17 protein-coding genes and 1 other annotated feature are annotated in these 21,387 nt (G+C 27.5%); of the genes, 14 read left to right on the forward strand and 3 right to left on the reverse strand.

What is annotated here, in order from left to right; translation table 11 throughout:
* The first annotated feature begins 74 nt into the window (after positions 1 to 74).
* The 10 genes from ACEXNK_RS05625 to ACEXNK_RS05670 all read left to right on the forward strand — a co-directional run bounded on the left by ACEXNK_RS05625 (position 75) and on the right by ACEXNK_RS05670 (position 11,756).
* Entirely contained in the window at positions 75 to 2,252 is a 2,178-nt protein-coding gene (locus ACEXNK_RS05625; protein WP_373601397.1) for a hypothetical protein, read from the forward strand.
* A gap of 110 nt (positions 2,253 to 2,362) precedes the next feature.
* A complete protein-coding gene (locus tag ACEXNK_RS05630) occupies positions 2,363 to 2,773 on the forward strand; it encodes a SoxR reducing system RseC family protein (RefSeq protein ID WP_373601396.1) in 411 nt (136 codons plus the stop codon).
* A 110-nt stretch (positions 2,774 to 2,883) separates the two neighbouring features.
* Positions 2,884 to 3,753: a methionyl aminopeptidase gene (locus tag ACEXNK_RS05635; RefSeq protein ID WP_373601395.1), complete on the forward strand. Its 870-nt coding sequence runs from the start codon at positions 2,884 to 2,886 to the stop codon at positions 3,751 to 3,753.
* Positions 3,754 to 3,839: 86 nt separating this feature from the next.
* On the forward strand, positions 3,840 to 4,226 hold the full coding sequence (locus tag ACEXNK_RS05640; protein ID WP_373601394.1) for a hypothetical protein: 387 nt from the start codon (positions 3,840 to 3,842) through the stop codon (positions 4,224 to 4,226).
* Between the two features lie 192 nt (positions 4,227 to 4,418).
* Positions 4,419 to 5,036 (forward strand): YitT family protein, encoded by a 618-nt coding sequence (locus tag ACEXNK_RS05645; protein ID WP_373601393.1) that lies wholly within the window; start codon positions 4,419 to 4,421, stop codon positions 5,034 to 5,036.
* A 239-nt stretch (positions 5,037 to 5,275) separates the two neighbouring features.
* Positions 5,276 to 7,276, forward strand: a complete 2,001-nt coding sequence (locus ACEXNK_RS05650; protein WP_373601392.1) for a penicillin-binding transpeptidase domain-containing protein — start codon at positions 5,276 to 5,278, stop codon at positions 7,274 to 7,276.
* An 80-nt stretch (positions 7,277 to 7,356) separates the two neighbouring features.
* A complete protein-coding gene (locus ACEXNK_RS05655; RefSeq protein WP_373601391.1) occupies positions 7,357 to 8,151 on the forward strand; it encodes a Cof-type HAD-IIB family hydrolase in 795 nt (264 codons plus the stop codon).
* Positions 8,152 to 8,230: 79 nt separating this feature from the next.
* Positions 8,231 to 8,437 carry a hypothetical protein gene (locus tag ACEXNK_RS05660; protein WP_373601390.1) on the forward strand — a complete coding sequence of 69 codons (207 nt, stop codon included), beginning with the start codon at positions 8,231 to 8,233 and terminating at the stop codon, positions 8,435 to 8,437.
* 314 nt (positions 8,438 to 8,751) lie between these two features.
* Positions 8,752 to 9,789: a type I glyceraldehyde-3-phosphate dehydrogenase gene (gene gap / locus ACEXNK_RS05665; protein WP_373601389.1), complete on the forward strand. Its 1,038-nt coding sequence runs from the start codon at positions 8,752 to 8,754 to the stop codon at positions 9,787 to 9,789.
* A 551-nt stretch (positions 9,790 to 10,340) separates the two neighbouring features.
* Positions 10,341 to 11,756, forward strand: coding sequence for a hypothetical protein (locus ACEXNK_RS05670; RefSeq protein ID WP_373601388.1), 1,416 nt, complete (start codon positions 10,341 to 10,343; stop codon positions 11,754 to 11,756).
* A gap of 35 nt (positions 11,757 to 11,791) precedes the next feature.
* Here the strand turns inward: ACEXNK_RS05670 and ACEXNK_RS05675 are convergent, their stop codons facing one another.
* Positions 11,792 to 12,409 (reverse strand): hypothetical protein, encoded by a 618-nt coding sequence (locus tag ACEXNK_RS05675; protein ID WP_373601387.1) that lies wholly within the window; start codon positions 12,407 to 12,409, stop codon positions 11,792 to 11,794.
* Positions 12,410 to 12,550: 141 nt separating this feature from the next.
* The gene (locus tag ACEXNK_RS05680) at positions 12,551 to 13,639 is read right to left on the reverse strand and encodes an AI-2E family transporter (protein WP_373601564.1); all 1,089 of its coding nucleotides are present in this window, start codon (positions 13,637 to 13,639) and stop codon (positions 12,551 to 12,553) included.
* 145 nt (positions 13,640 to 13,784) lie between these two features.
* On the opposite strand from ACEXNK_RS05680, the gene cspBA reads away from it, so the two are divergent.
* Genes cspBA through ACEXNK_RS05695 form a run of 3 tightly spaced genes read left to right on the forward strand, consistent with a single transcriptional unit; the run spans position 13,785 to position 19,065 of the window.
* A complete protein-coding gene (gene cspBA, locus ACEXNK_RS05685) occupies positions 13,785 to 17,096 on the forward strand; it encodes a bifunctional germination protease/germinant receptor pseudoprotease CspBA (RefSeq protein ID WP_373600928.1) in 3,312 nt (1,103 codons plus the stop codon).
* Between the two features lie 21 nt (positions 17,097 to 17,117).
* Positions 17,118 to 18,812: a bile acid germinant receptor pseudoprotease CspC gene (gene cspC / locus ACEXNK_RS05690; RefSeq protein WP_373600929.1), complete on the forward strand. Its 1,695-nt coding sequence runs from the start codon at positions 17,118 to 17,120 to the stop codon at positions 18,810 to 18,812.
* Positions 18,813 to 18,870: 58 nt separating this feature from the next.
* Entirely contained in the window at positions 18,871 to 19,065 is a 195-nt protein-coding gene (locus tag ACEXNK_RS05695; protein ID WP_373600930.1) for a DUF3787 domain-containing protein, read from the forward strand.
* Between the two features lie 31 nt (positions 19,066 to 19,096).
* Here ACEXNK_RS05695 and ACEXNK_RS05700 read toward each other — a convergent pair whose 3' ends face one another.
* Positions 19,097 to 19,492, reverse strand: coding sequence for a hypothetical protein (locus tag ACEXNK_RS05700; RefSeq protein ID WP_373600931.1), 396 nt, complete (start codon positions 19,490 to 19,492; stop codon positions 19,097 to 19,099).
* A gap of 151 nt (positions 19,493 to 19,643) precedes the next feature.
* Positions 19,644 to 19,880 (forward strand) — a binding site (T-box leader).
* A gap of 62 nt (positions 19,881 to 19,942) precedes the next feature.
* On the opposite strand from ACEXNK_RS05700, the gene asnS reads away from it, so the two are divergent.
* Positions 19,943 to 21,343, forward strand: a complete 1,401-nt coding sequence (asnS, locus tag ACEXNK_RS05705; RefSeq protein ID WP_373600932.1) for an asparagine--tRNA ligase — start codon at positions 19,943 to 19,945, stop codon at positions 21,341 to 21,343.
* Positions 21,344 to 21,387: the final 44 nt, after the last annotated feature.

The following is a 21,387-nucleotide window of genomic DNA, read 5'->3' on the forward strand; positions in this document are numbered from 1 at the left end:
TATTTAAGGTAATACTATAGTGTAAAATTTAAATATAATTTATAATTAGTTTAGAGATATTTGGAGGTGGAGAAGTGAAGAAAAAAATAACATCTTTAGTTTTAGTTTTCATAATGATGATTTGCATTACTCCAGTACAGGCATTTGCAAATAGTAATCATAAAACTATTGTCATAAATATGAACAGAAGCAATTTCTCGGACTTTTTAGAAATACCAACATTAAAAAAAGAGTTAGAAAAGCGCGGATATATTGCATTAATGAATGTAAGAGGGGATCAAGGAACAGATGATAAAAGATCATATGCTACTATAGGTGCAGGTGGAAGAGTTAATACTTATAGTGGTGATTTTACAGGATTTAAAGATATAAATGAAGACAATAAAGTTTTATATGAAAGTGCTACTGGAAAAAAAGCTAAAGGTATAAACGACGCAAATATAAATTTATCTATAAATGATAATATAGAAGATGGAAAATATGGGTCAACACTAGGTGAGTTAGGACAAACTTTAAATGAAAAAAAATTAAAAGTATCTGTTTTAGGAAATGCTGATACAGGTACTGAACCTAAAGACCTAAATAGAAACATAGCAGCCATGGCTATGGATAACTACGGTAGGGTTGACAGCGGAAATGTAGATAATATAAATAAAGTAGATAATTCTATGCCATTTGGTATAAGTACTGATTATACTAAATTAAAAAACGAAACTAAGAAGTATTACAATGAAAGTGATTTATTATTTGTAGAATTAGGAGATACATACAGATTAGATTTATACAAAAACTACTTAAATGAAGATACTTACTCAAAAATGGAAAGTAAAATTCATAAAAATATTGACTCTTATATAAAAGAAGTATTTAATCTTATAGATGAAAATGATAAAGTTTATATAATTAGTGCTTTTCCAAAGACTATAGACTATAAAAATAAGAGAAGATTATCACCTGTTGTAAAGTTAGATGGAGATGGAAAAGGATTATTAACATCAGCTACAACTAGAAGAGATGGAATAATTGGTAATGTAGATATTGCAGTAGATATATTATCAGACTATAATTTATCATCTGAAAATATGGTAGGTAGAGAATTAGAAAATATAAGCATGGATGACAATGCTAAATTTATAAAATCTGAATATAGTAAAATTGTAAGTATATCTAATGTAAGAAGTAATATTATACATTTCTATATAAACTATGTTTTAATTGTAATAGGTTTAGTTATAGGTTTGATAGCGTTTAAAAAACCAATTCAAAATAAGTTTAAAGATAAATACTTGAAATTAGCAAATATATTAAAAGAGTTAGTTAAGTTTGTACTTATTTTACCGCTTGCATTTTTACTAGCTCCAATACTTAATTTGAATACTCAAATAGGTATATATATATCTATAATTGCAATATCTATAGTTATATATGCACTGGGAGGTCTAATATTTAAAGAAGATAATAAACAAATAGGTTTTTACTCTATAATATCTATTGGAACTATAGTAGTTGATGCTCTTTTGGGATCTTACTTAATGAAAAATAGTATAATGTCATATGATGCAATAGTAGGAGCTAGATATTATGGAATAGGGAATGAATATCAAGGTATAATAATTGGATCGTCTATAATAGCTATGGCTATTTTAATGATGAATAAAAAATTACCTAAAATAGCAGTTCCTATAATATCTTTGCTTATATTATTTATAAGTGCTTCTCCAACTATGGGAGCAAATGTTGGAGCTGCAATATCTGAAAGTGTTGCTTTAATATTATTTACAATGCTTGTATTTGATGTGAGGATAGATATAAAAAAGGCAATGCTTATATTAATAGGTGCAGGACTTGTTGTACTAGGTTTTGCCACAATAGATATGATTAGTGGATCAGAATCACATTTATCTTTATTTATAAACCAAATTATATCAGAGGGGCCAAGTGCCATAATTGAGACTTTCTCTAGAAAAATATCTATGAACATGCAATTAATGCAAACAAGTTCGTGGGTAAATATAATATATATAGGTATAGCATCTATAGTTATAATTAGGATATTATATCCTAAGGTATTTAAAACAGTAATGAGTGAATATGTATATATAAAGAAAGCACTTATATCTATAAGTGCAGGAGCTTTAATAACCTTGCTTGTTAATGATTCTGGTGTAGTATCAGCTGCTACAACTATAATTTATATATCTATTCCGTTTTTAATAATGATGATTAATAAGATAATATTTAAAGAAAGATAATAAAATAGCGTACATTGTACGCTATTTTATTTTATTAAGTAACAAATCCCCCGATAAAATCATAATATAAAATAAAGGCAAAGCACTGGCCGTAAAATGGGGGAATATTTATGAAAATTCAAAAAATAGGAACTGTTATATATTTAGATGAATATAGTGCTAAGGTAAAGATTAAGAAATCTAAAAAATATAATTTTTACTGCGATTGCCAAGAAAATAAAATCCTCACTGTGAATAACAATATAAACGCTAAATTAGGAGATGAGGTTTTTATAGAAATTAATAGATTAAAAAATATAAAATTAATGTATATATGCTATATTCAACCAGTTATATTTATAGTTATTGGCATGTTATGTGGAGAAATTATAAAGCAAAGTTTGAATCAACCAAGTATATTTTATAATTATATATTTAGCTTAATATTTTTTACAATAGGTATAATATATAAGGATTATTATAAAGAAAAAAATAAGCACAAAATAGAAAATAATCATAAAATAGTTAAAATAATATCCTAATAAAATTAAAATGTTCTATAAGATTGCTCTTATAGAGCATTTTAATTTTATTAGCAATTATTAAGTTAACGTAGTATAATCTAAGATAGACTAAGTAAGGAGATGATTTTATGAATTTAAACAGAAATGATGAGTGTTGGTGCAAAAGTGGTAAGAAGTATAAAAAGTGCCATATGGAATTTGACGAAAGGTTAGAATCGTTAAAAAAAGATGGATATGAAGTACCTACACATGATATTATAAAAAATAAAGAACAGATAGAAAAAATAAAGGAAAGTGCAAGAATAAATAATGAAGTATTAGACTTAGTAGCTAAAAATATTAAAGTAGGAATGACTACAGAAGATATAAATAAAATAGTACATGACTATACTGTATCACAAGGAGCTGAACCAGCACCATTAGGTTATGGAGGGTTTCCAAAGAGTGTATGTACATCTATAAATACAGAGATATGTCATGGGATACCAAGTGAAGATGTTATATTAAAAGATGGAGACATAATAAATGTTGATGTGTCTACTATATATAATGGATATTACTCAGATGCATCTAGAATGTTTATGATAGGTAATGTAAGTGATGATGCAAAAAAATTAGTAGAAGTTACAAAAGAATGCTTAGAAGAAGGTATAAAAGCTGTAAGACCATGGGGGCATATTGGAGATATAGGAGCAGCGATACAAGCTCATGCTGAAAAACATGGATATTCAGTAGTTAGAGATTTTGGAGGACATGGTATAGGACTTCAATTCCATGAAGATCCATTTGTATTCCACTATGGAGCTAAAAATGAAGGAATGATATTAGTACCAGGAATGATATTTACTATAGAGCCAATGATAAATGAAGGTGGATATGAATTATATATAGATGCAGAAAATGAATGGACAGCATATACAGATGATGGATCGCTTTCTGCACAATGGGAGCATATGGTTTTAGTTACTGAAGATGGGGTTGAAATATTATCAAAATAAAGATTAACATAAAAACTATATAATAATGGTATGAAATGTTGCATATGTATAATTAGTAGTTATAAGTTACTTTAAAGAGGTGTTTTATGGAGAATAATCAAAATAAAGTAACAAATAAAAAGAAACAAATTAATTGCAAAAACAATAAAAAAAGTTTCGGGCTAGGAAGTTATACATATGCAGACTATGTAATACTATCATCTACATTATCTTATGCCATAGGTGAAGAGTTAAATGATGAAGATTTGGCCTTTCTAATAGTGTTTTTGAGTCAAGTATCATCGGATTTAGCTCTAATAAGAACAAAAAGAGCTCTTAAAATTAGTCAAGAAACTCAGGATGAAGAAGCTGATGAACAAGATATTATAGAATCTATAGATATAGATACAATAGATAATACACTTTTTACTTCAATAAATAGAAGTAAAGTAAAAAAAATAAAAAAAAGAAAAATAAAGAAGAAAAAGGCTTAAAAATAATAAACTATAGTCTTTTTCTTTTTTTAGGCTTAAGGAACTATAATTGTTTATGACTTGAGAATAAAACATGGAAAATAGTATATAAAATATGAAATTTTTACAAATATTGATATAATTAAGTGAATCATTATATAGAGATTGATATAATAGTTATTAGGAAATAAAATTTAAAATAGGAGTGATATCTTGCGGTCAGAATTAAAAAGTATTGGATTAATTATATTGGGATCATCAATACTAGCATTTGGATGCTATAACCTTAATTATCAAAATAATATAACTGAAGGTGGAGTTTTAGGGTTATTACTTTTAATAAAGAATGTATTCGACATATCTCCATCTATTACTAACTTAGTCATTGATTTATCTTTATTTTTAATTGGAACTAAGTTTTTTGGGAAAAAATTCTTATTATATTCTATATTATCTACAATTACATTTTCTTCAACCTATAAAATTTGGGAAGGTATTGGATTTATAGTTCCTAATTTAGAGGGAAATATGTTAGTCGCAAGTATATTTGCAGGGCTAATGGTAGGTATAGGAGTAGGATTGGTTGTAAGAGGTGGAGGTGCATCTGGAGGAGATGATGTAATAGCTCTTATAGGAAATAAAATTACACCGCTTAAAGTTAATCATATATACTTAATTAGTGATTGTATAGTACTAATATTATCTTTAGTATATTTAGATTTAAAACAAATATTATTTTCTCTTGTTGCAGTAACTATAAGTGGAAAAGTAATAAGTGTTATATATAAAGATGAAGAAAATAAAACTGAAAATGAAGCTATAATAATATAAAAAGTACTGTAAAAAGTGCTTTTTTACATTTAAGGTACTTATGATTAATAAATATCTGTGAATAACTTATAAAGTATAGTCATACCAATATCTTGATGAAAGTAAAAAAAGGATGTTTTGAGCAACGTACGAAGTCGTTCGAAGCGAATTTTTTATATTGCACATTATATAGTGAAAGTTTAAAAATGGTTAAATATGGTATAATTATTATATTGATAGTAAATAAGGGGGGGAATATATTGAAAATAATTAATAAAAAATTAATAATTGTAAATCTGATAATAGTACTTAGTATAGTATTTACTGTTGGGTGCACATCAAAATCAAAAACTGAAGAAGCATACAATAAATATATTGATGTATGGCAGAAGAAAGATTATAAAAAAATGTACTCTATGCTTAATAATGAATCTAAGAAAAATATAAGTGAAGAAAACTTCATTAGTGAGTATAAAAAAGTGTATGGACTTATAAATGCATCTAATATAAAAGTAAGTACAGAAGAAGAAATAAAAGAAAATGAAGATATTAAACTAAATGTTAAAATGGATACTATTGGAGGAAATATAAATTCTTCTGAAGCTAAAATTAAGCTTTTAAAAGAAGATGGAAATTACAAAATAGCATGGAATGAAAGCTTAGTGATTCCGCAATTAAAAAAGGGAGATAAAGTTGGAATAGAAAGTGATGCTTATAAAGGCAAAAGAGGAAGTATATATGATAGAAATGGAAATTTATTAGCAGGAGAAGGGGAAACAAAACAAGTACAAATAAATATAAATAAATTTAATGATTCAAATGAAGAGTCTAAAGTAAATGAAATAGCAAATATATTGGATATAAGCCAAGGATATATAGAAGATAAAATATCACAAAATAAAAATCCAGAACATGCAGTTGTTTTAGTTGATTTATTAGAATCTGACATAGATAAAATAAATGAATTGCTTCAAATACCAGGAGTTCAAATAATGACCAATAAAGGGGTTCGAGTATATAATGGTGGAAAAGCTATAGGGTCTTTAATTGGGCATGTTGGGAATATAACATCAGAACAGTTAGAGAAAAATAAAGAGGCAGGATATAATGAACATAGTAAAATAGGTGTAGGTGGTATAGAAGAAGTATATGAAAAAAAATTAAGAGCAATCGATGGAGGTAAAGTTTATATACTAAAAACTGATGGAACAAAAGAAGTAATAGCAGAAAAAAAACCTAAAAATGGAGAAGATGTAAAACTATCTATAGATCTTGACTTACAGAAAAAAATATATGAAGAAATGGAAGGAGAAAAAGGTGCTAGTGTGGCTACAGATCCTAAAACAGGAGAGGTGTTAGCTATGGTGAGTTCACCTTCGTTTGATCCTAATGTGTATAGTACATACATAACTAAAAGTGAAAAAGATGAGTGGGAAAAAGATTCAAATGCTCAATTTGAAAGAAGATTTAAATATGCATATTCGCCAGGATCTACTATGAAGTTGGTTACTGCATCAATTGGATTAAAAGATGGGGTTATAGACCCTAACAAAGCAATAGATATAAAAGGTAAAACATGGGATGAATATAATGTTACAAGAGTAACTGATCCTGGAAAACCAGTTAATTTAAAAGATGCAACTATGTATTCAGATAATATATACTTTGCTAAAACTGCAGTTGAAATTGGAGGAGATAGATTTGTAAAAGGTGCTAAAGATTTTGGCATAGGAGAAGATATAAAATTTGGATATCCAATGCAAAAATCTCAAATATCTAATGATGGTAAGTTAAATAATAAGTCGTTGCTTGCAGATACCGGATATGGACAAGGGCAAGTACTTACAACACCTTTAAATATGACTATGATATACTCAACTTTAGGAAATGATGGAAAGATAATGATGCCTAAGTTAGATATAACAAAACCTAGTGAACCGAAGGTATATAAAGAAGCTATAGACAAATCTAATTTAATTACACTTACAGACTGTTTTTCATCTGTAATAAATGATGAAAGAGGAACTGGTCATGATGCTAAAATCGATGGGGTTAATATAGCAGGAAAAACTGGTACAGCAGAAATAAAGAAAAGTAAAGAAGATACTAGTGGAACTGAGAATGGATGGTTTGTAGCAGTTGATACAGATAAAGGTAAACTAGCTATATCTATGATAATAGAAAATGTAAAAGATAGAGGTGGAAGTCATATACCTACAGTCAAAGTAAAAAATGTAATGGAGTATTATTTAAACAAATAAATTTGATATAACCATTGAATTATGCTAAATTAAGATATAAAATATATTATAATTTAAAATGATTTTATGGGGGAATGAATATGAAAAAATTATTAGCATCTGATGTAGATGGAACACTTTATGTAAACCAAAAAATAGATGAAAAAAGTTTAGAAGGTATAAAAAAGTTTAGAGAAGACGGAAATGTATTTTTATTGTGTACAGGTCGAAATTTTGGTGGAGTTAAACACTTATTTGAAGAGTATGATATTGAAGTAGATGGATTCGTACTTTGTAATGGAGCTATAGTTTTAAATAAAGATTTTGAGGCTATACATAATGAAAATATAGATGATAAAACTATAAAGTCTTTGTTTGAGGAAGCTAAAGATAAAAGTGAGTATAATTTTTATTTTGCAGATGGAGAAAATTTATATATAATAGATGGATATAATACACATCCTATAATAAGTTCAGCTGACCTGTCTAGTAAAATGAACATAATTAGAATAAATGAAACTGAATTTTATGAAAATAATTATTGTGCAAATATAGTTGGAATTGATATAAAAGATGAATGTGTAAATAAAGCTGAAAATAAGAAGTTAGATATTGAAAATAAGTTTAAAGATAACGTATCAGTATATAGAAACTTATCTTTTATAGATATAGTTCCTAAAAATACATCTAAAGGAGAGGGTATATCCAAGGTGCTAGAATCATATGGAGTAAAAGAAGAGAATGTATTTGTAATAGGAGACTCTTGGAATGATTTAAGTATGTTCGAAAAGTATAATAATTCATATACTTTTACATACTCAGAAGATGATTTAAAAAAACATGCAAATAATATTGTGAATACGTTTTATGATGGTTTAAATCATATGATGAAATAAATTAAATCTATTTTAAGTGGAAATAGTACACTGTAAAACATATATATAAGTATAGACTATTTTCATAGGGGGAATAGATTTGAAAAGAAGATATGAAAGAATGCAAAAAATTTGTAAAGATTTATCTGAAGAAGCATTTAAAGCTTACGCAGGTAAAAAGGACTACAAAAGAGCTATTGAATGCTATACTATATTAGCAACAAGTACGGGGGTACCAACCGATATAGCTAAATTTTCTCAAAATATGTTAGCTAGATTAAATAAAAAAATAGAAGAAAATTTATAAAAAAAGATTGCTTGATAAAAATCAAGCAATCTTTTTTTGCTTAATAAAATTATACTTAACAAAAATTTGTTGATAATTTACACAATATAGATATATCAACAGATTGGTATTAAAAGTAAAAAATATTTTTGAGCAATGAATAAAGTTAATGGAATATAATCTAAGTGAAATTTTTTACTTCTTTTCAAGAAAAGTGTTGACCTATATATAAGAAAAGTGTTATATATATAAGTGTAAAGTGTTAAAAAGAGTACACTAAATAAACGAATAAAACATACTATAAATTAATATATAAAAAATGAGGAGGACTCAAAATGAAGGCAAGAGTTGCGATTAATGGATTTGGAAGAATAGGAAGAATGGTTTTAAGAATAGCTGAGGAAAATGGTTTCAAAAACTTTGAAATAGTTGCTATAAATGCTAGAAGCGATGCTAAAACTTTAGCTCATTTATTTAAATATGACTCATCTTACGGAGTGTTTAGAGGTAAAGTAGAGACTGATGAAAAAGAAAATATTATAATAAACGGAAAAAAAATAAAAGTATTAAAAGAAAATGATCCAAGCAATTTGCCATGGGAAGAATTAGGTGTAGATATAGTTATAGAATCTACAGGAAAATTTACAAAGAGAGAAGATGCTCAAAAACATATAGATGCAGGGGCTAAGAAAGTTATAATAACTGCTCCAGGAAAAAATGAAGATAAAACTATAGTTATAGGTGTTAATGAAAATGAATATGACAATAATAAACATCATGTAATTTCAAATGCATCTTGTACAACGAATTGTATAGCTCCGGTAGTTAAAGTTTTAGATGAAGAATTTGGAATAGTAAAAGGGTTAATGACAACTATACATGCGTATACAAATGACCAACAAATATTAGATAAAACTCATAAAGATCTTAGAAGAGCAAGAAGTGCGGGAGTTTCTATGATACCTACAACAACAGGAGCGGCTAAAGCTGTAGCTAAGGTTTTACCTGACTTAGAAGGAAAATTAAATGGATTTGCAGTAAGAGTTCCAAGTCCTAGTGTTTCTATGGTTGACTTAGTTTGTGAGTTTTCAAGAGATGTTACAAAAGAAGAGGTAAACAAAGCATTAGAAAAAGCATCAGAAAGAGAATTAAATGGAGTATTAGGATATTCAGATTTACCACTGGTATCTATAGATTACAAGCAAACTTCAGAATCATCTATAATTGATGGATTATCTACTATGGTTAATGACGGTAATATGGTAAAAGTTGTAGCTTGGTATGATAACGAATGGGGATACTCATGCAGAACTGTAGACTTAGTTGCATATGTAGCAAAAGAACTTTTAATGGCAAGTAAAGTTAGTGCTTAAAATGTTAAAAAATTAAAGGCTGTATCAAAAGTTATTTTGAGACAGCCTTTTTAAATGGAAAAATTGCAAATTTTATAGTTTATTCATAAAAAATATATATAATTTAGGGGGATAATATAATTCAGTTGGTTGTTAATCAAAAATTTATACTAGTAGTAGATGATTAAAATATATTTATAGGCATAATAAAATAAAGTGATATAATAACACATTTTACAAATAAGATTAATTCTAGTTATAAACATAAAAGTGAGATAATATTTATAAATAAATATAAAATAAAATGTTTTTAAATAGTATTAAAATTATGTATTATAGTATATAATTTTAATAAGAAATATTTAAGTTTAAAAGGGCTGTCAAATTTAGACAGTCCTTTAAACTAATAAGGAAGTGGCTTTATGAACTTTTGGAGGGAGAAAAGAAAAAAAATATATTTTATAATTCTCTCAGTAATTATAGTGATTATAGGGCAGTATTTTCTTTTCAAGCATGGAGTTATAAGTCCATTAGTAAAGGGTGTAGAGTTTAGGATATCGGAAGGTAACTATATGCAGACTATAGATGAATACATAATTAAATTAGGTGAATCTATAGAGGTGAATAGTGGTAATTACATAGTTATACCACCTTATGCATCTAAACCTAAAATTTCATATAAAGCATCTAATCCTGATATTTTATCAATAGATAAAAATACTATAACAGGAATAAAAGAAGGTTATTCTGCTATTATGGTAACAAAAAATGGTAGGGCAATAAAAAAAGCTACAATTAGAGTTGTTGATCCTAAGGTAGAAAACCTAGAAGTAGATATAAATCAGGATGATATACGATATGTAGGTGATACTACACCTATAAATGTAAGTGTTGATGTAGATTTTGATTTTCATGAGAAGGAAAAATATACATATGAAATATCTAATGAAGATGTTTTAAAAATTGAAGATAATACTCTAAAAGCTATAGGAGTTGGAAACTCTAAACTATCAGTAAAATCAGGAGATAAAGTTAAAGAGTACAACTTTAATGTACAAGCTAAAGTTTCTAACATATATGTAAGTGATAACATAAATCTACATATAAATGAAACAATAAAGCTTGATACTAGAATAGAAACTTCACCTAAAAATTTAGAACATCCTGAAATAAAATATGAGTTATTAGGATTTAAATTACCTGTATCAAGATCTATAACCATGCCTACTAAAAATGGAACGATAACTGGTATAAGAGAAGGAAGCGAGAAAATCAAGATAACCTGTGGGAATAAAAGTAAAATAGTAACCGTAAATGTTTTAAAAGAAGATGTAGAATCTAAAAAGGTAAAAAATCTAGAAGTTATTTCTAAAATAGATGGAGATAAACTGGTAATATCATTAAATTGGGATTATTTAGAGGATATTTACGAATATGAAGTTTATTTAAAAAATAATTCTTTAGAAGAAAAAGATTTTAGTTTATTTAAGTCTATAAAAATAACTAAAGACGACATTAAGGAAAATAATAAAATAAATACTACTATAACTATAGATTTAAAAGAGATACAAGATCCTAATGTAGATATATATGTAGTAGGTAAGAGTGATGGAAAATATACTCAAAAGAGTGATGTTGTAAATGTAAAAGAGACGTATAAATCACCAGAAAATATAGAAGACTATAAAGTAAATAACTTAAAATATACTATAAATGAAGATAATAGTATAAGTATATCATGGGATAAACTAGATAAATTTGACTGTACATATAGTGTCTATATAAGAGATAATACTAAAAATGAAGAAGGTGGATTTGAATTATATCAGTATGGAATAAGTGATACTAATATAAATATACCTATAGAACCAAATAAGGATATAAATATGGACGTTTATGTTGTAGCAAATTCATCTCAAGGAGCAAGTCAATCTAGTGATGTAATAAATATATTAAAAACTATAGAAGAGATTAAACCAGAAGAATAAAAATAAAAAAGGATAGGTTTTAACCTATCCTTTTTTTATTTTATTTTTTCTAAATATCCACTAGGATGGAAATAATAAATACTAGATGTATTTTTATCAACAAAGTATCCTAAGTCAGTATCTACATTAGGAAGAAAAACATATCCAGAAAGTCCTTTTTCTTTTAAAGCTGGAAAAGTATTTTCGTCACCTTGATATGCATAAACTAAATTTGGATTCATATCTAATAATAAATTAAGAGCATCTTCTTTAGTTAAAATTTTTACAACATCAACCTCTTCAACAGGTTTATTGCTATTTTCATTATTAATTACTTGATCTGTGTTAGAGATATCTTCTTTAATCTCTACATCTGTATTTTCAGTTTTAGGAACATCTATGTCATTAGAAGAAGTTGTATCTTCTTTAGGAGTATATTGTTCAATGTTAGTTTTCTCATTAGTATCTATGGAAGTTTTAACTGTATCATTAGTTTCTAATGTTTTATTATCAGTATTTTCTTTTGAAGTACTTTCTAAAGTATCTTTTTCTATAACAGTTTCTTGTTGATTATTTACTTCATTATTATTTTCAGCAAATACATCCTTAATGACAGGATTAGTAATGAATAATGCACTGCATAACACAAATAAAACAATAACTAATTTTTTCATATCATTACCTCTTTTCAAAATTTAGTAATCTTTCTATATATAAATATTAACATAAATTATTTATGATATAACAGTTACAGCCTTGTAATTTAAGGTTACTAAATTGTAATAAAAAAACATGCTAATTTTAGCATGTTTTTATTAAGATATAGAGCTATACTTTTTATCTATAAAATTGCTCAAATATATTTTTATAACACCCATAAATGGCGCTGAAAGTATCATACCTGGAATACCAAAGAACCCTCCACCTATAGTAACTGCCAAAATTGTTAAAAATGGACTAAGACCAAGTTGTCCACCAACTATTTTAGGCTCTATAAATGCAATTTCAACTTGTTGTACTAATATTAAGTAAATCAATGAAAATAAAGCAACACTAGGATTATAGAATAGGTTTATTATAACTACTGGAGTCATACCTATTACGGGACCAAAATATGGAATCATATTCATAAACCCTATCAATGTTCCAAATAACAATGAATATTGAGAACCTATGAAATAAAGTCCTATTCCTGAAATTAGACCAACTATAAATGAATCTAAAATTTTACCTGCAAAATATTTGCCTATATTATCATTTATGGTATGACCTAAATTCAATATGAAATTAGCGTGTTTTTTACCAAATAATACACATAATGTTTTTTTATAAAAACAGAAAAAGTTTTCTTTTTCTAAAATTATGTAGAAGCATATTATAAATGCAAGCACAAATTGAACTACAAATTTAGATATAGAAAAAGTAGTAGTAAATATTTGACCTATATAGCCTATAAATAAGCTACTAATTTGAGGCATAGCTGAGAATATTTTATCTCCTACCTCTTTTAGAGTCTTAGGATCTACATTTTTTAAACTGTCACCTAACTGAATTAAAAATTGTTGAGTTTTATCTGCATAAATAGGAAATTCATTTACTATGTCAGCTAAACTACTGACTATAACTGGAGCAGTAAAGAATATAAAAGAAGCTAGTAAAAATATTAAAACACCATAAGTTATAAACAAAGAATAAACTCTTTTAATTTTTAACTTTAATTCTAAAAAATTAACTATTGGTATAAATATGTAAGCTAATATAAAAGCTATTATAAATGGTGTAAGTAAAGATAGTAAAACCTGTATTGTATTAAAAAAATATTTATAGTTGTCTATAAACTTTATAAAAATATAAGATACAACAACGGTTAATACTACATTTAAATATATTTTTTTATCTTTCAAAATCAACACATCCTTTCAATAAATTTTTATAATTAAAAATTAAATCAATATATGTATTATACAATAAAAGTATTGTGAATATATATATATTAATAAAACAAATACTAAATAAATTTGATAAGGTTACATCACTATAACTTAGGGGGTGTTTGTTATAGAGCATGAAGTAATAGTTAAATACAATGGAGATGTTCTTAAAGTTGCAGATGAACTAGATGTATCTGTAGAGATTTTAGGTTATAACTACGCAATAATAACTTCAGATACTATTGAAAAAATAGATAAATTACTTGATTATCCTCAAATTGAATATATAGAAAAACCATTTATACTAACAACTCAAGATGCACAAAGTTTTTCAAGAACGGGGATAACAAGATTTAAAAACACAAATAGATTAACAGGGAAGGGTACTATATTAGGAATAATTGATTCGGGAATTGATTATAATATAGATTTATTTAAAGATGAACAAGGCAATTCAAAAATATTATACTATTGGGATCAATCATTAAAAGGAACTCCGCCTGATGGATTTAAAAATGGAACATTATACACTAATGAAGACATAAATAAGGCTATAAGAGGAGAAATAAATATACCTATTTCACCAACTAGTTCACATGGAACGCATGTAAGTGGTATTGCATGCCAAATTGCAGAGGAAGCTAAACTGATAGTTGTAAGAGTTGGAAGTATACAAACAGATATATTTTCTAAAAGTACAGAATTTATGAGAGCTATTAAATTTATATTAGATAAAGCATTAGAATTAGAGATGCCAGTAGCTATAAATATAAGTTATGGAAGTAATGAAGGGTCACATAGAGGGCTATCATTATTTGAACAATATATAGATGATATGTGTTCATTTTGGAAAAATAATATAGTTGTAGCAGCTGGTAATAATGGAGACAAAGATGGTCATAAAAGCATAAAATTAGAAGATGAAGTAGTAGAAGTTGAATTTGTTGTAGGAGAAAATGAAAAAGTATTAAGCATAAACATGTGGCCAGACTTTGTAGATGACTTTAGTGTATATTTAGTTAGTCCATCTAACACAAGAACACAACAAATTTCATTAACATCTGGTGAAATTAGAAATGTTTTAGGTAGCACTAGAATAAAAGGGTATTTTTATCCAATATCGCCTTATTCACTTTTAAGAAGAATTACAATCCAAATGAGTTCTAATACAAATATAAATCCAGGAATATGGAGGTTAGTATTTACACCTATAAATATAGTTATGGGGAATATTGACATGTACCTACCAACATCAGAAGGAATAAGCAAAGACACTAGGTTTTTAGAGGCTAATAAAAATTTAACAGTTACAGTTCCAGGTACAGCAAATAAAGTAATTACTGTTGGAAGTTTTAACTCAAGAACAGACACTGTATCTATATTTTCGGGAGAGGGAGATATAGATAAAAATGTGTATAAACCAGACTTACTAGCTCCAGGAGAAGATATATTATCAGTACTTCCAGGAGGTAGTATAGGGGCATTGACTGGAACTAGCATGGCAACACCACATGTTACAGGGGTAGTTTCTCTTTTGATGGAGTGGGGAATTGTAAATAAAAATGATTTATTTTTTTATTCTCAGAAAATAAGGGCTTTTTTAATAAAAGAAGCTAAAAGAAATCCTATTTACACATATCCAAATAACTCAATGGGATATGGAATGTTAGATTTATCAGGAGTTAACCTAGATGGCATATCTCAGTTAAATCAGGGATATGACTTACTTTATAGAAAGAAGAGAAAAAAAAAAATCAAAAACATGAGGTTAGAAATACCTGATGATTTAGAATTTTTATATAGGATAACTCATGGTCCGGGATTTGAAAAAGAGTTAAAAGAATTAGGTGCAGATTATAGTTATTATGAAATAAGTGATGATACAGGTATAATAGCACTTCCAGTAAAAGATCAAAGAAAGTTTAATAATTTATTAAGTATAAAATCTATAAAAAATTTTGAGCCTGTTATAGTTATGAATCAACTAGGTACTGTAAATAGGGGAATTGAAAATGGAGTAACAGCAAGAGAAGAAACTGGAGCGAATTTTTTACAAAATAATTCAAACATACCTATAACTGGAAGAGGGGTACTGATAGCAATAATAGATTCTGGAATAGATTATTTGCATGAGGATTTTATATATCCAGATAAAACATCTAAGGTTGTTTTTTTGTGGGATCAGACAAAAGATGGAAATCCACCTAAAGGATATAAAATTGGAACTGAATATACTAGAGAAGATATAAATAAAGCTATAGAAATACAAGATGGAAGTTTATCAAAAGATGAAGATGGTCAAGGTACTATGCTAAGTGGTATATGTGCAGGGCTAGGCAATATAAACAAAGAGTATGCAGGAATATCTCCAGACTCAGAACTTATAGTTGTAAAATTGAAAAAAATAAAAGGTAATTATAATAGTGCTATATTTGAAGCTGCTATAACTTATGCATATGAAAAAGCATATGAAATGAAAATGCCATTAGTAATAAATTTATCCCTAGGGAGTAACAACTTAATAGGAGCAACTGAAAGTATATTGAAAGCTAAACCATTATTTACAAGAGGTTTATGTTTAATATCTGCTGTAGGAAATGAAGGTAACACTCAAACTCATGCATCTGGGAAATTAGACTTTGTAGGAGAAGAGCAAGATGTAGAATTAGAATTATTTGAAGATGAAGATTTATTAGAAATCAATATATGGTTAAATAAACCAGATAAAGCTAGTGTAGCGGTAATAACTCCTAGTGGAGAAGAGAGTAAATTTATACAGGTATCTAGCTATAATGAAGTATCTGGTTTATTTGACTTAGAAGCAACTTGGTATGTTATAACATATATATATCCAACTCCTTATTCAGGGCAACAGCAAACTACGGTTATATTAAAAAATGCAACAAAAGGTATATGGAGAATAAGATTAAGAGGAGAATATATAACTAATGGAACCTATAACGTATATCTTCCCAATAAAGTTTTAATAAATCCAGGAACAAAATTTAGAGATTCTACACCAGCTGAAACTGTAAATTATCCATCGACATATGGTGATGTGATATCAGTAGGAGCATATAATATAGTTGATAGTAGCATATGGCCACCATCATCTAGAGGACCAACTATAAATGATTTACTTAGACCTGATATAGTAGCACCAGGTGTAAATATAATATCTACATATCCTGGAAATAAATATGCCACAATTACTGGGACTTCAGCAGCAGGAGCTCACGTTACAGGGGCTGTTGCATTATACTTTCAATATACATTAGTTGATAAGTATTATCCTCGAAAAGGTTTTACAACTATGGTAAGAACTTATCTTCATGGAGGAGCAAAAAGGAGTCAAGATATAGAGTATCCTAATGAGAGTTATGGATATGGATTTTTGGATATAAAAGGATCATTTGATCAGTTAAAATAAATAAAGGGAGGAAATATTATTGTGGAAAAATCCTACCTTATAATTTATCAAGGTAATGTAGAGAATGTAATAGATGAATTAAAAGCAAATTTTATAAACAAGTACATTATACTAAATGAGAGTTTATTAGTTATATATGTTCCTATATTCTTTTATGAAGAAATTTTAAACGATATAAATAGTGTTTCCTGGTGGCAAAAGTCTGCACCAATGAGTTCTCTAATAAAAATTAATGGAGACTCTAAGAATTTAGATAAAGGTGTAAGCGTAACTGATTCAGCAGGTACAGAGTATATATATAAAAATCCTTATATAACTACTACGGGCAAAAATGTATTAATAGCAATCATAGACTCAGGAATAGATTATATGCATCCTGATTTTAGAAGTAAAGATAATACAACTAATATTGTAGCTATATGGGATCAAGAAAGTGATAAAAAATCTCCTCCAGAAGGAATGCTATTTGGAAGTGAGTTTACAAAACAAGATATAAATAAAGCTATACTTGAAAATGATAGAACTTTGAGTGTAGACAACGTAGGGACAGGAACAACTGCTGCAGGAATAGCTGCAGGAAAAGGTAATTTAAATTCTTTATATAAAGGAGTAGCTGTTGATGCTGAACTAGTCGTTGTAAAACTTAGGGAGTATGAAGATACTTATAAAATAGGTAAAATAAATTATCAAAAATCTGATTTTTTAGCAGGGATAAAATATGTTTTGGACATTGCAAAAAAAGAAGACAAATTCATTGTTATAAATCTAACAATAGGTCTTGTATCTAAGTCTATAATAGAGATGACGATGCTAGATACATTTACACAATTAAATGAATCGGGAATTATTGTAGTGAGTGGTGCAGGAAATGAAGGGAACACCGATATTCATTATGAAGGAAAATTTATAGATAAAAACAAAGTGCAAGATATAATAATTCAAGTTGGAGAACAAAAAAATTTAGCTATAAATCTAGTAACTAGTGGCCCTGATAAGATAGGAGCATCATTAATTTCTCCATCAGGGGAATTAAGCTATCAGATAATGTACTCTCCTGAATATTATGTTTATAGAGGCAAATTTAATTTAGAAGATACATCTTATGAAATGAGGTTAGTTTATCCTTGGCTAGAATCAGGGCATCAAGAATTAGAAATAAGTTTATATGATATAAAGCCAGGGATATGGACATTAAGATTAGTTCCAGAATTTATTTTAGGTGGAAATTATGATGTATATCTGCCTAATAAAAATTTAATTTCACAAGAAACTAGATTTTCAGATCCTGCATCATTATCTACTATAACTATGTATGGAGCAGCTGAAAATATAATAACTATAGGTGCTTATAATGATAAAACAGATAGTATATGGATAGGATCATCTAAAGGGCCTGTAAAAACTAAGGGGATAAAACCTGATATTGTAGCTCCTGGAGTAGATATAATTGCTCCGTTTATAAATAATGAATACAATACATCTATGGGGACAGGTGTAAGTTCATCCATTGTAAGTGGTGTATTAGCATTAATAATTGAATACATTAGAGAACAATATGAGTTTTATCTTGGAGCTTTGTATACACATCAACTTAAAACTTATCTAATGCTTGGTGCAACTAAAAAAGATATATATATATATCCTAATGTATCGCAAGGATATGGAAATTTAAATTTAAAAGACACTATGATAGCAATTGCAAATAACTTTGAATAAATATGAATTTTATAAAATATAATGTAAAAACTAATACAAAAGAAAAGAGGTGATACATATGAAAAATGAAAAATGTAAAGCTTTAAGTGGAAAGAATAATAAAAGATTAAAATCTAATAGGCCTACAAATAGCGAATGTAGTGCAGCATGGGCAGGAACTGAAGATTTAAAAAAAGAAAGTAATGTGTCTATACCCCCATTAAGTAATGTTGAAGAAGCTAAAGATTGGGTTGATAATGGAAGTAGGTTATAGATAAAATGCATGCACTTAGTGCATGCATTTTTTATTCGCTAGGAACTAAAATATAATTACCTGCCTTTAAATCATAGTCTTTAGAAACAATATCAGAGTTTTCTTTATAAACTACTTTTCTAAAATCATCTAAATTATTTATATCTTTATTATAAAATTTTATAATGTCATCCAATGTTTCACCATACTCTATAAAATGCTTAACAAAATGTCTATCACTCATAATATTTTTGTATGCATTTGTATAAGGTATTTCTGAAAGTTTATTAAAAAAAGATGTATTTTCAACTAGATAATTTACAGTATTATCCACACAAGTTATATAATTATATATTCCAGATTTTAAAGCTTCGCCTATAGAGTTACATTTATCAACATTAGGAGATATAAATAATAATATAACTATAAATATTAATATATATTTCAAAAGATAAACACCTCCTAATTAGGAGTATTAGTAAAAAAAAATAAAATAAACGTATTTCACAAAATTTTTTTATGTAAAATTGTAAAAAATAAAACGTTGACTTAAAAAAAATAAGTTGGTATAATCTTATTAAATAATTGCAATAATAAAAATAAAGACTATGAAGAGAAGAGTAGGTATAAAAGGTAGTTATAGCGAATTGAGGATGGTGGAAGCTCAATACGAAATTTATATTGAAGAACATCTCGGAGTCTCTAACCGAAATAAATTATTTAGAGTAGGCTTAGACGGGAGGTCCCGTTATAGACTGTAAGCAATGCTTAGCTAAGAGGCCAAATATTTGGCAATTAGGGTGGTACCGCGATAGTAATAGTCTTTCGTCCCTGTTTATATAGGGAATGAAAGGCTTTTTTTAATACAAAAAAATAAATTTAATTAGGAGGATTTAAAATGCAAAGAGATTTTATAGAAGTAAAAGAACTTTTTAGAAACAAAGAAGAACATATCGGAAAAACTGTAAAAGTGGCTGGATGGATAAGAACATCTAGAGCATCTAAAAACTTTGGATTTATAGAATTAAATGATGGAAGTTTCTTTAAAAATTTACAAGTTGTAATATCGGAAGATAAATTAGAGAACTTTAAAGAAATAACTAAGTTACCAATAAGTTCATCTATATTAGTAGAAGGAGAATTAGTATCTACAGATGGAGCTAAACAACCTATAGAAATACACGCTAATAATATAGTATTAGAAGGAGAGTCAGATAGTTCATATCCACTTCAAAAGAAAAGACATACTTTAGAATACCTAAGAACTATAGCTCATTTAAGACCAAGAAGTAACACTTTCTCAGCTGTATTTAGAGTAAGAAGTTTAGCAGCATATGCTATACATAAATTCTTCCAAGATAGAAACTTCGTATATGCACACTCACCAATCATAACAGGAAGTGACTGTGAAGGTGCAGGAGAAATGTTTAAATTAACTACTTTAGATTTAAACAATGTACCTAAAACTGAAGAAGGTGAGATAGATTACTCTAAAGATTTCTTTGGAAAAGAAGCAAACTTAACAGTTAGTGGACAATTAAATGCAGAAATAATGGCTCTTGCATTTAGAAATGTATATACTTTTGGACCAACGTTCAGAGCTGAAAATTCATTTACTCAAAGACATGCGTCAGAGTTTTGGATGATAGAACCTGAAATAGCATTTGCAGACTTAGAAGATAACATGGAATTAGCAGAAGATATGATAAAATATGTTATAAGCTATGTTATGGAAAATGCTCCAGAAGAAATGGAATTTTTCAATAGCTTTATAGATAAAGGATTAATAGATAGATTAAACAATGTAGTAAATTCTGAATTTACTAGAATTACTTATACTAAAGCTGTAGAAATGTTACAAGAATCAGGTCATGAATTTGAATATCCAGTAGAATGGGGAGATGACCTTCAAACAGAACACGAGAGATATTTAACAGAGCAAGTATTTAAAGCTCCAGTATTTGTTACAGACTATCCAAAGGATATAAAAGCATTCTACATGAGAATGAATGAAGATGGAAAAACTGTTAGAGCTATGGACCTTTTAGTTCCTGGTGTTGGAGAAATAGTAGGTGGATCTCAAAGAGAAGAGAGATACGATGTCTTATTAGATAGAATACATGAAATGAACTTAAATGAAGAAGATTACTGGTGGTATTTAGAGCTTAGAAAATTTGGAACAGCTACTCATTCAGGATTCGGATTAGGATTTGAAAGAATAATAATGTACATGACTGGTATGGCAAACATAAGAGACGTAATACCATTCCCAAGAACTCCAAGAAATGCTGAGTTCTAATATATAATAAAAATAAGTGAGATTAATCTCACTTATTTTTTTAT

Origin of the sequence: Paraclostridium bifermentans (assembly GCF_964259345.1) — a bacterium.
Lineage (GTDB): Bacteria > Bacillota > Clostridia > Peptostreptococcales > Peptostreptococcaceae > Paraclostridium > Paraclostridium bifermentans_B.

Coding starts and splice junctions, on each gene's coding strand:
- ACEXNK_RS05630 (WP_373601396.1), top strand. CDS start 2,363: ATGAAAATTCAAAAAATAGGAACTGTTATATATTTAGATGAATATAGT.
- ACEXNK_RS05635 (WP_373601395.1), top strand. CDS start 2,884: ATGAATTTAAACAGAAATGATGAGTGTTGGTGCAAAAGTGGTAAGAAG.
- ACEXNK_RS05640 (WP_373601394.1), top strand. CDS start 3,840: ATGGAGAATAATCAAAATAAAGTAACAAATAAAAAGAAACAAATTAAT.
- ACEXNK_RS05655 (WP_373601391.1), top strand. CDS start 7,357: ATGAAAAAATTATTAGCATCTGATGTAGATGGAACACTTTATGTAAAC.
- gap (WP_373601389.1), top strand. CDS start 8,752: ATGAAGGCAAGAGTTGCGATTAATGGATTTGGAAGAATAGGAAGAATG.
- ACEXNK_RS05670 (WP_373601388.1), top strand. CDS start 10,341: ATGCAGACTATAGATGAATACATAATTAAATTAGGTGAATCTATAGAG.
- ACEXNK_RS05675 (WP_373601387.1), bottom strand. CDS start 12,409: ATGAAAAAATTAGTTATTGTTTTATTTGTGTTATGCAGTGCATTATTC.
- ACEXNK_RS05695 (WP_373600930.1), top strand. CDS start 18,871: ATGAAAAATGAAAAATGTAAAGCTTTAAGTGGAAAGAATAATAAAAGA.
- asnS (WP_373600932.1), top strand. CDS start 19,943: ATGCAAAGAGATTTTATAGAAGTAAAAGAACTTTTTAGAAACAAAGAA.